This is a genomic window from Flavobacterium sp. 21.1, from assembly GCF_057801535.1.
Window position 1 is genome coordinate 1 of sequence record NZ_JBYNXA010000001.1, and the last position, 14,413, is coordinate 14,413.

At 37.5% G+C, this 14,413-nt stretch carries 12 protein-coding genes and 1 rRNA gene; 9 read left to right on the plus strand and 4 right to left on the minus strand.

Features of this window, described 5'->3' with window-relative positions:
• Positions 1–167: 167 nt before the first annotated feature.
• Positions 168–277: ribosomal RNA gene (gene rrf / locus AC3E9U_RS00005) — 5S ribosomal RNA — on the plus strand.
• Between the two features lie 406 nt (positions 278–683).
• Here the strand turns inward: rrf and AC3E9U_RS00010 are convergent.
• The 4 genes from AC3E9U_RS00010 to AC3E9U_RS00025 all read right to left on the minus strand — a co-directional run bounded on the left by AC3E9U_RS00010 (position 684) and on the right by AC3E9U_RS00025 (position 3,059).
• Complete coding sequence (locus AC3E9U_RS00010; protein ID WP_488744852.1) at positions 684–1,331, minus strand: endonuclease III domain-containing protein; 648 nt, start codon at positions 1,329–1,331, stop codon at positions 684–686.
• 3 nt (positions 1,332–1,334) lie between these two features.
• Complete coding sequence (msrB, locus tag AC3E9U_RS00015) at positions 1,335–1,727, minus strand: peptide-methionine (R)-S-oxide reductase MsrB (protein WP_488744853.1); 393 nt, start codon at positions 1,725–1,727, stop codon at positions 1,335–1,337.
• Positions 1,724–2,134 carry a peptide-methionine (R)-S-oxide reductase MsrB gene (gene msrB / locus AC3E9U_RS00020; protein ID WP_488745489.1) on the minus strand — a complete coding sequence of 137 codons (411 nt, stop codon included), beginning with the start codon at positions 2,132–2,134 and terminating at the stop codon, positions 1,724–1,726. Before msrB (AC3E9U_RS00020) ends, msrB (AC3E9U_RS00015) begins: the two co-directional genes overlap by 4 nt.
• A 70-nt stretch (positions 2,135–2,204) precedes the next feature.
• Positions 2,205–3,059: an alpha/beta fold hydrolase gene (locus AC3E9U_RS00025; RefSeq protein WP_488744854.1), complete on the minus strand. Its 855-nt coding sequence runs from the start codon at positions 3,057–3,059 to the stop codon at positions 2,205–2,207.
• A gap of 198 nt (positions 3,060–3,257) precedes the next feature.
• On the opposite strand from AC3E9U_RS00025, the gene AC3E9U_RS00030 reads away from it, so the two are divergent.
• The 8 genes from AC3E9U_RS00030 to rpsA all read left to right on the plus strand — a co-directional run bounded on the left by AC3E9U_RS00030 (position 3,258) and on the right by rpsA (position 14,161).
• Positions 3,258–4,073 carry a M48 family metallopeptidase gene (locus AC3E9U_RS00030; RefSeq protein ID WP_488744855.1) on the plus strand — a complete coding sequence of 272 codons (816 nt, stop codon included), beginning with the start codon at positions 3,258–3,260 and terminating at the stop codon, positions 4,071–4,073.
• Between the two features lie 66 nt (positions 4,074–4,139).
• Positions 4,140–5,453 carry an MFS transporter gene (locus tag AC3E9U_RS00035; protein WP_488744856.1) on the plus strand — a complete coding sequence of 438 codons (1,314 nt, stop codon included), beginning with the start codon at positions 4,140–4,142 and terminating at the stop codon, positions 5,451–5,453.
• Positions 5,454–5,514: 61 nt separating this feature from the next.
• Complete coding sequence (locus AC3E9U_RS00040; protein ID WP_488744857.1) at positions 5,515–6,039, plus strand: lipocalin-like domain-containing protein; 525 nt, start codon at positions 5,515–5,517, stop codon at positions 6,037–6,039.
• A 194-nt stretch (positions 6,040–6,233) separates the two neighbouring features.
• Positions 6,234–8,684: an endopeptidase La gene (gene lon, locus AC3E9U_RS00045; protein ID WP_488744858.1), complete on the plus strand. Its 2,451-nt coding sequence runs from the start codon at positions 6,234–6,236 to the stop codon at positions 8,682–8,684.
• A gap of 114 nt (positions 8,685–8,798) precedes the next feature.
• Entirely contained in the window at positions 8,799–9,818 is a 1,020-nt protein-coding gene (gene porQ / locus AC3E9U_RS00050; protein ID WP_488744859.1) for a type IX secretion system protein PorQ, read from the plus strand.
• A gap of 10 nt (positions 9,819–9,828) precedes the next feature.
• Positions 9,829–10,518 (plus strand): (d)CMP kinase, encoded by a 690-nt coding sequence (cmk, locus tag AC3E9U_RS00055; protein ID WP_488744860.1) that lies wholly within the window; start codon positions 9,829–9,831, stop codon positions 10,516–10,518.
• Between the two features lie 133 nt (positions 10,519–10,651).
• The gene (locus tag AC3E9U_RS00060) at positions 10,652–11,905 is read left to right on the plus strand and encodes a nucleoside permease (protein ID WP_488744861.1); all 1,254 of its coding nucleotides are present in this window, start codon (positions 10,652–10,654) and stop codon (positions 11,903–11,905) included.
• 492 nt (positions 11,906–12,397) lie between these two features.
• A complete protein-coding gene (gene rpsA / locus AC3E9U_RS00065; protein ID WP_488744862.1) occupies positions 12,398–14,161 on the plus strand; it encodes a 30S ribosomal protein S1 in 1,764 nt (587 codons plus the stop codon).
• Positions 14,162–14,413 lie beyond the last annotated feature (252 nt).

A 14,413-nucleotide genomic window follows, 5' to 3' on the forward strand; every position in this document is an offset into this window, starting at 1 on the left:
TGTCATAGCCGAGTAGTACTAATAACCCGTAAGCTTATGTACACGCTTGCGTCCGCCTTGTGCGGGCGCAGGAAACTTTCTAAAAATAATCTGATTTTTATCTCAGTATGTTAAGATATTAGTGTAATGTTAGTTAGCAAAAGCTGATTACCCTTGCAAAAACGACTTAAGGTGGTTATTGCGGCGGGGCTCACCTCTTCCCATTCCGAACAGAGAAGTTAAGCCCGCCTGCGCAGATGGTACTGCAAACCTGTGGGAGAGTATGTCGCCGCCTTTCTTTAGTAACCCCGGCTGAAAAGCCGGGGTTATTTTTTTATAGGTGCAGCGTGTCGCCCTTTGGGCTCGATCCGCCGCCTTTCTTTTGAAAACCCTATCCAAACGGATAGGGTTTTTTGTTTTATACCGGTTTTATTTTAAGAAAAATAGAGGTAAAACCAGAGCTAACCCGCGGCAGACTATGTTGCAGCTTTGCTTTAGGAGATCCTTATTACTATGTGATGAGGGTTTTTTGTTTTTTAATGGGAGTTTGCGTGAGGGATGGAAGCGGCATCCTTTTTTGCCATGGCATTATTTAAGTATCAACTGATACGTCTTGGCAAAAAAGATACAGCGGACAGCCCGGCCTGAAAGGACACGCCAAAAAAATAATCCGTAATGAATTGTTTTTAAGTGTTTTATATGAATTACTTCTTTAAATTTCTAAAGTAATCACAGCAATGATTTACAGGACAAATCTCGCATTTCGGATTCGTTGGACGACAAATTTCGCGACCTAAAAAGGATAGTGCCATACCGATTTCGCCCCAAATTTCCTTCGGTAGTATTTGCATTAATTGCTTTTCTACTTTATTCCCGTCTTTGGATTCTGAGATTAATCCAATTCGCGGAGCTACTCTGATTACATGCAAATCTGCTATAATTCCTTCCGCAGGGACATGGGCTTCCCTCATGATTACATTAGCTGACTTTCTTCCGATGCCTTTCAACGCAACTAAATCTTCCATATTCAACGGAATATTTTTATCTTTCTTAAGTAGCTGTGCTATTTCAATGATCCAGTTTGCTTTAGTTCCAAAATTGCGGACTTTAGTGATATGCGGAATCAGAGCATCAACATTTGAAACGGCCAAACTTTCAAGATTGGGATATACTTCAAAAAGGGCAGGAGCAATCTTGTTGATATTAGCGTCCGAATCCTGCGCCGAAAGGATTACCATAATCATTAGTTGGTAAACATTTTGATAGTCTAAAGGATGCTTTTTACCTTTATATTTTTCAATTAATGGCTTTAAATTAACAGCCCAATCGGTTTGTTCTTCGAATAAATTCATGCTTTATTTTTTATGGAAATCTAAAGATAGGGAATTTACGCAATAACGTATTCCTGTTTTTGTTGGTCCGTCATTAAAAACATGTCCGAGATGGCTGCCACATTTTGCGCACAAAATTTCTGTTCGCAACATTCCGTGAGATGTATCTTTAAGATATTCCACTTTTCCGGGGATGGCTTCATCAAACGAAGGCCAGCCACAATGCCCATCAAATTTGGTTTCACTTTCAAAAAGTGGTTCGCCGCATGCACCGCAGCAGTAGGTTCCGTTTTCAAAAAGGAGATTATATTCTCCGGTGTGTGGATATTCGGTTCCTTTTTGACGTAATATTCTATATTTCTCTTCTCCTAATTGACTTCTCCAGTCAGCTTCGGATTTTTCAACAGTATATTTCATTGCTTCGCGGGAATAAATTGTATTGAAATTGAATTTGTACAAAAACGTTTTCCTGTTGTTTCGGCTGGACCGTCATCAAATACATGTCCTAGATGCCCGCCACATTTGGCACAGGTAACTTCTATTCGTTCCATACCGAAACTGGTGTCGGTTGTGTATTTTACAGATCCTTTTATCGCCTGATCAAAAGATGGCCATCCGCAATCTGAATCGAATTTGGCATCGGAAGTAAATAATGGATTTCCGCAGGCCGCACAAACGTAAATACCTTTTTCAAAATGTTTCCAATATTTACCGGTGAAAGGTCGCTCAGTTCCTTTTTCCCTTAAAACCTCGTATTGTTCGGGAGTCAATTTGGCTTTCCATTGGTCCTCCACGGTTGGTACGGAAACCGTTTTCGTCTCCATTTTCTTTTCCTGACCACTACAGGAAATAAACATACCAATTACTAATATGACAATTATTTTTTTCATCTTTTTACTGAATAAATGAAACAATTTTTCTGATTACTTTCGCATCGCCTAAAATTTTTCTATGTCCTAATTCTTTGGTAATCAGTATTTGACCTTTTGCTAATTCTTTGTGGATGTGATGTGCAGCTGAAACGGGAACATCATCGTCGTCTTCATCATGAATTACCAAAACAGGAACAGTAACTTCTTTTGAAGCTATATACGTAGAATAACTGTTCATGGTTTCCCCGATTTTATTTTCAAATATTGCCCGCATTTTGTTGCTTGTTTCCTGTTTAAGACCAAGTTTTAGTACAAAATCGTCCATTATATCCTGAACCACATCGCCAGATCCGATTATCACAGCTTTTTTTACATTTAAACCTCTTTTAATTGCGTTCATAATCGTCATGCCTCCTAAAGAGTGGCCAACAGCAAATTCAAATGGACCAAAATCTTTTTCAAGTTGCAGAACAGCGGCGATAAATTCGGTCATATTACTTGTTTTTCCGGGTGATTTTCCATGAGCCGGCGCGTCAAAACTGATGGTTGAATAGCCGAGTTTTATAAATTCATCAGCGATTTTTACCAACTGTGTTCCTCTTCCGGACCACCCGTGGACCAAGAGAATTTTCTTGTCTGAATTACCATAACGATATAACATTATCTGTTTATTGATCTTTTTTACAGTAATTAATTGCTGTTCACTTTTTGCATCCATTTCCATTTCTCTTTTCGGCAGTGCATGGCGTATAGGTGTAGTGAATAATCTTATAGCAAAATTTGTTGCCAGATTCGGGGAAATGCTCTCCAATATCTTTGCAGTATAAAGAATTACCTTGGGAATTTTAATTGTTTGCTGGTGTTTTGGTTTTTTCATTTTCTGTAAAGAATATACTGCAAGTTACTTCTTTAATGGTGTATTCCGTTATAAATTATTCTTAAAAATAGTTAGAAAATAGGAGTTTTTACTGTTCTTTCTTTTACGTGTAATTTTAGTAGAAGCTAATTTTGAGGTGAAATTAACACGTTTTTTCATGGTAATTTTTTAAATTTGTTTTTATAAAATTCTGACATTATGAATATGAAAATCCGCATAATAGTAATGGCCGCACTAATAGTTGTAATTTCCTGTGCAAAGAATCCCTTTACCGGAAAAAACACTATGGCTTTAGTGCCGAATAGTCAAATTTTTCCATCATCTTTTCAACAATACAATCAGTTTTTAGGAGAAAATAAGGTAATTAAAGGAACCAAAGATGCTGAACGTGTTGAAAGTGTAGGAATGAAGATTAAAGTAGCGGCTGAAAAATGGCTGAAAGCCAATGGTAATGAGGGCTATCTGAATGGATACCAATGGGAATATCATTTAGTTGACAGTAAAGAAGTTAATGCCTGGTGTATGCCGGGAGGAAAGATCGTTTTTTATACCGGAATCTTACCAATCTGTAAAGATGATGCCGGGATGGCTACCGTTATGGGTCATGAGGTTGCACACGCCTTGGCCAATCACGGGCAACAACGTATGAGTGCCGGAATGTTACAGCAATTGGGGGCTGTTGGATTAGGTGTTGCAGCTGGTGGCCAAAGTAAAGAAACACAAACAGCTATTATGACAGCTTACGGAGTTGGAACTGAGTATGGTGCTATGATGCCTTTCAGCCGTTCTCATGAAAGCGAAGCCGATATGATTGGTTTAACACTTATGGCAGTTGCGGGTTACAATCCGGATCAAGCTATTGAATTTTGGCAGCGAATGTCGGCAAATGCAGGTGGAAATAAGCCGCCGGAGTTTATGAGTACGCACCCTTCCGATGAAACGAGAATTGCCAATCTGAAAAAACTGGTACCAAAAGCAAAAGAAGAAGCAGCGAAATTTGGTGTTAAATTTTAAGTAAGAAAAAATATGTATATTCGAATCCCGATGTAAGTCGGGATTTTTTTTATTCAAAAAAGTATTATGATGCAACTTGACAAAGGAAGTTCAAAATTATTAAATGCGTGGGTGTCTTATGATTGGGCAAACTCAGTTTACAGTCTGGTAATTGCTTCTGCGATTTTTCCGATTTATTATGGCCTGCTATTTAAAGAAAAAGGTACGCTCTATATCGAAGTTTTCGGAACAACTTTGAAAAGTACGGCTTTGATAAGTTTTACTACAGCAGTTGCTTTTTTAATGGTTGCTTTTTTTTCACCACTTCTTTCCGGTATTGCTGATTATGCGGGAAATAAGAAATCCTTTATGCGCTTTTTTTGTTATTTGGGCGCATTATCGACCATTGGTCTTTGTTGGTTTGATTTGGATAACATTTACTTTAGTTTGGCTTGTTATTTCTTTGGTCTGATTGGATTTTGGGGCAGTCTTGTATTTTACAATTCCTATTTACCCGATATAGCTTTTCCGGAGCAACAGGATAGGGTAAGTGCCCGTGGTTATTCAATGGGATATCTGGGAAGTGTTATTTTATTGATCATTAATCTCGTAATGGTAATGAAACCAAATTTGTTTGGGATTGAAGGTGACGAAAGTGAGGCTACAAAAAAAGCGATGCAATATTCCTTCGTATCGGTTGGCGTTTGGTGGATTGTTTTTAGTCAGTACGCTTTCCGTTATTTACCAAAAGGAACCAACGGAGATAAAAAAATGCATAGTGCCGTTGTTTTTAATGGTTTTAAAGAATTGAAGAAAGTGTGGGTTTTATTAGAACAAGATCTTCGCTTAAAAAGATATCTTATAAGTTTCTTCATTTATAGTATGGCTGTTCAGACGGTTATGCTTGCTGCGACCTATTTTGGCGAACAGGAAATTGCCTGGGCATCTGATGGGGAAAGAACTATGGGATTAATCATAAGTATATTGGTAATTCAGCTGGTTGCTGTTTTAGGCGCCGTAATTACCTCAAGAGCTTCTGAGAAATTCGGAAACATTAATACATTAATTGCGATCAACGCCATCTGGATGGCGGTTTGTATATGTGCGTTCTTTGTAAAATTACCCATTCATTTTTATATTACTGCCGGTTTTGTGGGATTGGTGATGGGCGGAATTCAGTCGTTGTCCCGTTCAACCTATTCAAAATTTTTACCTGAGACTAAGGATACAGCTTCTTTTTTCAGTTTCTATGACGTATCTGAAAAAATAGGAATTGTAATTGGAATGTTTTTGTATGGGCTGATTGACCAGTTAACGGGAAGTATGCGAAATTCAATTGTTTTTTTAGCGCTGTTTTTTGCCTCAGGGATTTTCTTGCTTACAAGAGTTCCTAAAAAATGATGATTAAAATAAAATTATATTATATTTGGAAAAATTTACAAAAGACCTCTAAAAAATAATTATGAAAAGAATTACACTTTTAGCAGCAATGACAATGTTTTCAGCTGTTTTGTTTACATCTTGTGGAGATACGGAGCCCGTTGATCCGGCTGTGCTAACAGGAACTACGGATGATGAAATCGCAGGAAGATACAAATTGACAGCTTTTAATACGGATGTTCAGACTGATTTAAATCGTGATGGTGAAGCTTCTTCTAATCAGATGAATGAAACAACGTGTTTTAACAATATGTTTTTAACATTGAATGATGATAATACTTTTACCGCTGATTCTAAAGGTGTTGATATTTCTACTGTTGATGCGCTTCAGTGTTTTACTGATCCTTTGATTACAGGGACTTGGGCTTACTCAGGAGGTACTGTAACTTTGACTTACACAGATGCAGGTGTGTCTTATACTGATAGTTACACATTATCAGGAAATCAACTTATCATAAGAGAAGATATGGGAACTATTGTAGGTATTCCTATTGATACACCGGAGTTTCTTTCTTCAGGTATAACGATGATTTATACAAAACAATAATTCTTTACATAAAGAATGAAAAAGCCTGAAAAATTTTTCAGGCTTTTTTTATTGGCATAAAGATTGACTAATACAAAGAAAGAATTTTAATAAAACGTAAATTTGTACATATATACAACAAGTTAGCGTTTATACATCTGTATAAATGTAAAACTACTCCTTATTATTTAATGACAAAAAGTCCTAAAAATATTATGCCACATCAAAAAATACTTACGCTTGACAATCTGTCACTTCAGGAAATCGACACGGATGCAGAATTAATTCCGTTGTTAACTCCCGAAGATGAAGAAGAGATGAATAATGAAACCCTTCCCGGTGAATTGCCGATATTACCTTTGCGAAATACTGTACTGTTTCCGGGGGTTGTAATTCCAATTACTGCCGGAAGAGACAAATCCATTAAACTTATCAATGATGCCAATATGGGTGATAAAATCATTGGTGTTGTTGCTCAGAGGGATGAAAATGTAGAAGAGCCTACGGTTGCGGATATACATTCGGTGGGAACTGTTGCAAAGATTCTTCGTGTTTTAAAACTGCCTGACGGAAATACAACGGTTATTTTGCAGGGTAAAAAACGTTTTGAAATCGATTCCATTACAACTGACGAACCTTATCTTAAAGCTAAAGTTAAAGAAGTTGAAGAAATTCGTCCTAAAAGTAAGGATAAAGAATTTACTGCCATAATAGATTCCATCAAGGAACTGGCTATTGAGATTATTAAGGAAAGTCCAAATATTCCGACCGAAGCTACGTTTGCGATAAAAAATATAGAGAGCGATCCGTTTCTGATCAATTTTGTTTCTTCCAACATGAATCTTTCAGTTGAAGAAAAACAAGAATTACTGTCTGTTAATAATTTAAAAGACAGAGCATTAGAGACATTACGCTATATGAATATTGAATTTCAGAAGCTGGAATTGAAAAATGATATTCAGTCAAAAGTACGATTCGATTTAGATCAGCAGCAGCGTGAATATTTCCTTCATCAACAGATGAAAACCATTCAGGAAGAATTGGGTGGTGTTTCGCACGATCAGGAAATTGAAGAAATGCGCAGTAAAGCCAAAACAAAAAAGTGGGAAGAGAAAGTAGCAAAACATTTTGATAAGGAAATTTCAAAATTACAGCGAATGAATCCACAGAGTCCGGATTTTGGCATCCAGCGAAATTATCTGGAATTGTTTCTGGAATTACCATGGAATGAATACTCTGCTGATAAATTCGATTTAAAAAATGCTCAGAAAATACTAGATCGGGATCATTTTGGTTTAGACGATGTTAAAAAACGTATCATCGAACATCTTGCTGTTTTGAAATTACGTAACGACATGAAATCGCCGATTCTTTGTTTGTATGGGCCTCCGGGAGTCGGAAAAACGTCTATCGGAAAGTCAATTGCTGAAGCCTTGGGCAGGCAATATGTGCGTATTTCATTGGGAGGTTTACGCGATGAAGCTGAAATCAGAGGTCACAGAAAAACTTACATTGGAGCAATGCCAGGGCGAATCATTCAGAGTCTGAAGAAAGCCGGTACTTCCAATCCGGTATTCGTTTTGGATGAGATCGATAAATTATCAAGCAGTTTCAACGGAGATCCGTCATCAGCATTATTGGAAGTATTGGATCCTGAACAAAACTCGGATTTCTACGATAATTTCCTTGAAATGGGCTTCGATTTGTCTAAAGTGATGTTCATTGCAACTTCAAACAGTATGACAAGTATTCAACCTGCTTTGCGTGACCGAATGGAAGTTATTAATATGACCGGTTATACCATTGAAGAGAAAATCGAGATTGCCAAACAACATTTGTTGCCAAAACAATTAAAAGAGCATGGTTTAACCTCAAAAAACCTGCAGATCGGCAAAAAACAACTTGAAAAAATTGTTGTAGGCTATACCAGAGAATCAGGGGTTCGTTCCCTTGAGAAAAAAATCGCATCGGTAGTCAGAAACGCGGCTAAAAGCATTGCTTTGGAAGAAGAATACAATATAAAAGTAACTGATGAAGATATCATTAAAGTGTTAGGAGCGCCACGTTTAGAGCGCGATAAATATGAAAATAATGAAACGGCCGGTGTAGTTACAGGTTTGGCTTGGACCAGTGTTGGGGGCGATATCCTATTTATCGAATCCATCATTTCAAAAGGAAAAGGAGGGATGACCATGACCGGGAACTTAGGTACGGTTATGAAGGAATCCGTAACAATTGCTTTGGAGTACATTAAATCCAATGCTGAAAAATTAGGCATCAATTCTGAAGTTTTGGAGAAATACAATATTCACATTCACGTACCTGAAGGTGCTACTCCGAAAGACGGACCAAGTGCCGGTGTGGCGATGTTGACCTCTTTGGTTTCCAGCTTTACGCAAAGGCGAGTGAAGAAAAGCCTGGCAATGACAGGGGAAATTACACTTCGAGGAAAAGTATTGCCGGTAGGAGGGATCAAAGAAAAGATCCTGGCTGCGAAACGAGCTAATATTAAAGAAATTATCCTTTGTCAGGAAAACAAATTTGACATTGATGAAATCAAACCGGAATACATTGAGGGACTGACATTCCATTATGTCGATACGATGGAAGAAGTTCTGAATATCGCGATAACAAATCAGAAAGTGAAAAACCCTAAAAAGTTATAAACTGCAAAGCGGAAATTCCAATTTAGAATAAGTTGGAATTTCTTTTTTTGTGTAATCCCGTTTATAATTTTATCTTCGCAATTGCGTTATTCATCCAGAAACGAGAACCAATAAATGTACAAGAAACTTCTGACTTTCTTTTTACTGCTGATTTGCACTGTGAGTTACAGTCAGATAGGTGGAAAATATACTTATCAGTTTCTGAGTTTAGTGACTTCGCCAAGACAGGCTGCCTTAGGAGGGAAAACCGTTACCATTTACGATCAGGATGTAAACCAGGGAATCTATAATCCGGCAACCATTAATGCTGAAATGGATAATCATCTTTCATTAAATTATGGTAGTTATTTTGGAGAAGTAGCTTATGGTACGGGTGCGTATGCTTATACCTGGGATCGTCACGTGCAGACATTGCATGTTGGCGTAAATTATGTAAATTACGGTCAGTTTGAAGGATATGACGAAAACGGAGAAAAAACAAGTGACTTTACAGGCAGTGAAATTGCGCTTTCCGGAGGATATGCCTATAATATTCCATGGACGCCAATTTACGTAGGTGCAAATGTCAAACTGATTTCTTCGACGTTGGAGAGTTACAGTTCGTTTGGTGTCGCTGCAGATATCGGTGGTGTTTATGTTGACGATAAAAATGATATCAACATTGGGCTTGTAGTACGGAATGTCGGAACACAAATCACGACTTACGCCGGAGACAGGGAGAAACTGCCGATGGAAATAATTGCCGGAATTTCGCAGGAATTGGAAAATGTGCCGCTTAGATGGCATCTGACTTTAGAAAATCTTCAACAATGGAATATCGCTTTCAGTAATCCGAACAGGGCAGAAGAAACGATTGACGGTGAGGCTAAAGAAGAGAAAGTGACTTTTTTCAGCAATGCTTTCCGACACGTGATTTTTGGAGCAGAACTGTTTCCGAAAAAAGCATTTAATATAAGATTGAGTTATAATTTCAGAAGAGGCGAAGAGTTGAAAATTGTTGATCAACGAAACTTTTCGGGAATCTCTGTAGGTTTTGGATTGCGATTCAATAAAGTTAAATTTGACTATTCGTATTCAAGATATACTGTGGCGGCTAATATGAGCTTATTCGGGTTAACTATAAATTTACAATAACGATTAGATTTTGAAAAAAATTACCATAGCTATAGACGGATTTTCGTCGACCGGAAAAAGTACCCTTGCTAAACAATTGGCAAAGAAACTGGGTTATGTTTATGTCGATACCGGCGCGATGTATCGTGCTGTGACCGTTTTTGCCATGCAGCATCATTATGTATCCGAAGATCATTTGGACAGAATTAAACTGGTTGAGAGTCTGCCGGACCTGCATTTACATTTTGAATTTAACCCGGACTTGGGTTTTGCCGAAATGTTTCTAAATGGTAAAAATGTTGAAACGGATATCAGAACGTTGGATGTTTCCCGTCTGGTAAGTAAAATTGCTGAAATTTCGGAAGTCAGAGCCAAATTGGTCGAGCAACAGCAGAAAATGGGAAAGAACAAGGCGATAGTTATGGACGGAAGAGATATCGGAACGGTTGTGTTTCCCCATGCCGAATTGAAGATCTTCATGACCGCCAGCCCTGAAACAAGAGCACAAAGACGTTATGACGAACTTCTTGAGTTAGGGCAGAAAGTTACATTTCAGGATGTTTTGGAAAATGTAAACGAACGGGATTATATTGATACTCATCGTGAAGACTCCCCTCTGGTAAAAGCTGCTGATGCAGTTGAAATTGATAATTCTGCAATGACAAGGAAAGAACAGTTTCAGTTGGTTTTAAATTTAGTTGAAGATATTGTTACAGCGTAACAACGACTTATAAATTGATCCAAAATGATTTGAACTACGAGAATGGTTTAAATTATTTTGGATTTTTTGTTTTTAGTGTTAGATTTACCGGCTTTTTAAAAAATTAAGAACCTAATATCACAAAAGAGAAGCTATGAATATGAAAAACCGCCTTGTTTTAATGAGTTTCCTCCAATTCTTTGTTTGGGGAGCGTGGCTGATTACTGTTGGGAATTATTGGTTCGGAACAAAACAATGGAGCGGTGCCGAGTTTGGAGCTATCTTTTCGACATTGGGACTTTCCTCTATTTTAATGCCGGCCTTAACGGGAATTATTGCCGACCGTTGGGTTAACGCCGAAAGACTGTATGGTATATTACATATTTTAGGAGGTTTAGCTATAGCGTATTTACCTCAGGTGAATGATCCGATGACTTTTTACTGGGTGATTTTTGCCGCGATGCTGTGTTATATGCCAACGATTTCTTTGTCAAATTCAATCGGATATACGATTCTTAAGAATAATAATTTTGATGTCGTAAAAGTTTTTCCACCGATCCGTGTTTGGGGTACTGTTGGTTTTATCGTAGCCATGTGGATCACTAATTTAACCGGAAACAAAGCTTCAGTAAATATGTTTTATATTTCGGCTTTAGCTGCGGTGGTTTTGGGAATTTATTCCTTTACATTGCCGGCTTGCGTTCCTCAGAATAAAACATCAAAAGATTCGTCATTAATGCAGTCATTGGGACTGAATGCTTTCAAGCTTTTCGCGAATTATAAAATGGCCTTGTTTTTCATTTTCTCGATGTTCTTAGGAGGAGCATTGCAGTTAACAAATATGTATGGAGACACGTATTTATCTGAATTTGAAAAAATCCCTCAATATGCTGATTCTTTCGTGGTAAGATATTCCACGATCATCATGTCGATTTCCCAGATTTCTGAAACCTTATTTATTTTGGCGATTCCATTTTTCCTTAAACGTTTCGGAATTAAAAATGTGATGCTGATGAGTATGCTGGCGTGGGTATTGCGTTTCGGACTATTTGCATACGGCGATCCTGCGGGAGGATTATGGATGATCATATTATCGTGTATTGTTTACGGAATGGCATTTGACTTCTTTAATATCTCCGGATCATTATTTGTGGAAACTACAACGGATTCCAAGATTCGTTCTTCTGCTCAGGGATTATTCATGATGATGTCGAACGGTTTCGGTGCGTTTTTCGGCGGAATCATCAGTGGTTATGTTATCGATACTTATTTTACGGTGAACGGCCAAAGAGACTGGCATAATATCTGGATAGCTTTTGCGGGTTATGCTTTGATAATTGCAATTGCGTTTGCAGTGTTGTTCAAGCACAAGCACAATCCTAAAGACGTGGAAAGCGTAACACATTAATATATACAGTAACCCGATGAACTACATCGGGTTTTTTGTTTACTGATAATCAGGACGTTTATCTCGTAGCCCCGATTATTTCACGGTAGCTTATTTGTTTTGGTGTTCAATGAACACTATGTGTTTGGAGGAAGCACCGTGTGCGACTGAAAGCGGGAATTGCGTTTCCAAAAATGCCCGAGCCATTCGCTCCCTTTCAGCCTTCCTGGTTTGAACTTGATTTTAAAACGACTTAGATTTCACGGGTTTTAGTTCTAACCGTTTGGTAATTCGGTTATTGATGCAGTTTATCTAATTTATCAGCACGATAATCTAAGCTGTCTGACAATCACTCAATAAAACTTTGGTAATTAAATAATTATTGTTAATTTTGCGCACCTTTTGGTGGATAAGAGTTTCCTTTAGGTATCAACTATTTATGTAAAACACTGCTGTTGTTTTCTATCACATTAAGAAACTCAAGAGGCACGGCATACAAATTTTTTATCAGACATGTCTGAAGTAAACAAAACACAAGAAGAGTTTTTAGCGAATTTTAACTGGCACAACTTCGAAGAAGGTATTGATGCAGTAGATCAAAAAAACTTACTGGAATTCGAAGAATTAGTAGCTAAAACGTTCATCTCTACAGATGCTGAAGAAGTAGTAGAAGGTGTAGTTGTTAGAATCACTGAAAGAGACGCAATCGTTGACATCAACGCTAAATCTGAAGGTGTTATCTCTTTAAACGAGTTCCGTTACAACCCGAACTTGAAAGTTGGAGACAAAGTAGAAGTATTAATCGACGTTCGTGAGGACAAATCAGGTCAGTTAGTATTATCTCACAGAAAAGCACGTACAATCAAAGCTTGGGATAGAGTTATCGCTGCTAATGAGTCTGGAGAAATCGTTAACGGTTTCGTAAAATGCAGAACTAAAGGTGGTATGATCGTTGACGTATTTGGTATTGAGGCTTTCTTACCAGGTTCTCAAATCGATGTTAAACCTATCCGTGATTACGATCAATATGTAAACAAAACTATGGAGTTCAAAGTTGTGAAAATCAACCATGAGTTCAAAAACGTTGTTGTTTCTCACAAAGCGCTTATCGAAGCTGATATTGAAGTACAGAAAAAAGAAATCATCGGTCAATTAGAAAAAGGACAAGTATTAGAAGGTGTTGTTAAAAACATTACTTCTTACGGTGTGTTCATTGACTTAGGAGGTGTAGACGGATTAATCCACATCACTGACTTATCTTGGTCAAGAATCAACCACCCATCTGAAGTTCTTGAATTAGACCAGAAACTTAACGTGGTAATCCTTGATTTCGATGATGAGAAAACAAGAATCCAATTAGGTTTAAAACAATTACACGCTCACCCATGGGACGCTTTAGATGCTAACTTACAAGTTGGTGATAAAGTTAAAGGTAAAGTAGTTGTAATCGCTGATTATGGTGCATTTATCGAAGTTGCTGAAGGAGTAGAAGGTTTGATCCACGTTTCTGAAATGTCTTGGTCAACTCACTTAAGAAGTGCTCAGGATTTCGTAAAAGTTGGTGATACTGTTGAGGCAGTTATCTTAACTTTAGACAGAGAAGACCGTAAAATGTCTTTAGGTATCAAACAATTATCTCAAGATCCTTGGACTGATATTACTTCTAAATACCCTGTAGGTTCTAAACACACTGGTATCGTTAGAAACTTTACTAACTTCGGAATTTTCGTTGAGTTAGAAGAAGGAATCGACGGTTTAGTATATATCTCTGACCTTTCTTGGACTAAGAAAATCAAACACCCATCTGAATTCGTTAACGTAGGTGACAAATTAGATGTTATCGTATTAGAATTAGACGTAGAAGGACGTAAATTATCTTTAGGTCACAAACAAACTACTGCTAACCCTTGGGATAAATACGAAGATGCTTTCGCAGTTGGAACTGTTCATAACGGAACTATCTCTGAAATCGTTGACAAAGGTGCTACTGTAGAATTCGGTGACGATATCGTTGCTTTCATTCCTACTCGTCACTTAGAAAAAGAAGACGGTAAGAAATTGAAAAAAGGTGAAACTGCAGACTTCAAAGTAATTGAGTTCAACAAAGAATTCAAAAGAGTAGTTGCTTCTCACACTGCTATCTTCCGTGAAGAAGAAGAGAAAAACGTGAAAGCTTCTGAGTCTACACAATCAACTTCTACTCAGGCTGAAAAAACCACTTTAGGTGATTTAGACGCTTTAGCTGAATTGAAAGCTAAAATGGATAAAGGAGAGTAATCTTTTAGATTCAAATAAATTTAAAATCCCAACCGGTAATGGTTGGGATTTTTTTTATGTCGTATTAAAATACGTTTGTAACCACTTCTAATACGTTGGGTAACATATTAAAATACGTCAGGAACCACTTTTAATACGTTGGGTGACGTATTAAAATACGTTTGTAATCACTTTTAATACGTTGGGTGATGTATTAAAATACGTCAGGAACCACTTTTAATACGTTGGGTGACGTATTAAAATACATTGAGA

What these genes read in the sequence shown, in the direction of transcription:
- AC3E9U_RS00010 (WP_488744852.1), bottom strand. Translation starts at nt 1,331, where the DNA reads ATGAATTTATTCGAAGAACAAACCGATTGGGCTGTTAATTTAAAGCCA.
- msrB (WP_488744853.1), bottom strand. Translation starts at nt 1,727, where the DNA reads ATGAAATATACTGTTGAAAAATCCGAAGCTGACTGGAGAAGTCAATTA.
- msrB (WP_488745489.1), bottom strand. Translation starts at nt 2,134, where the DNA reads ATGGAGACGAAAACGGTTTCCGTACCAACCGTGGAGGACCAATGGAAA.
- AC3E9U_RS00025 (WP_488744854.1), bottom strand. Translation starts at nt 3,059, where the DNA reads ATGAAAAAACCAAAACACCAGCAAACAATTAAAATTCCCAAGGTAATT.
- AC3E9U_RS00030 (WP_488744855.1), top strand. Translation starts at nt 3,258, where the DNA reads ATGAATATGAAAATCCGCATAATAGTAATGGCCGCACTAATAGTTGTA.
- AC3E9U_RS00035 (WP_488744856.1), top strand. Translation starts at nt 4,140, where the DNA reads ATGATGCAACTTGACAAAGGAAGTTCAAAATTATTAAATGCGTGGGTG.
- AC3E9U_RS00040 (WP_488744857.1), top strand. Translation starts at nt 5,515, where the DNA reads ATGAAAAGAATTACACTTTTAGCAGCAATGACAATGTTTTCAGCTGTT.
- lon (WP_488744858.1), top strand. Translation starts at nt 6,234, where the DNA reads ATGCCACATCAAAAAATACTTACGCTTGACAATCTGTCACTTCAGGAA.
- porQ (WP_488744859.1), top strand. Translation starts at nt 8,799, where the DNA reads ATGTACAAGAAACTTCTGACTTTCTTTTTACTGCTGATTTGCACTGTG.
- AC3E9U_RS00060 (WP_488744861.1), top strand. Translation starts at nt 10,652, where the DNA reads ATGAATATGAAAAACCGCCTTGTTTTAATGAGTTTCCTCCAATTCTTT.
- rpsA (WP_488744862.1), top strand. Translation starts at nt 12,398, where the DNA reads ATGTCTGAAGTAAACAAAACACAAGAAGAGTTTTTAGCGAATTTTAAC.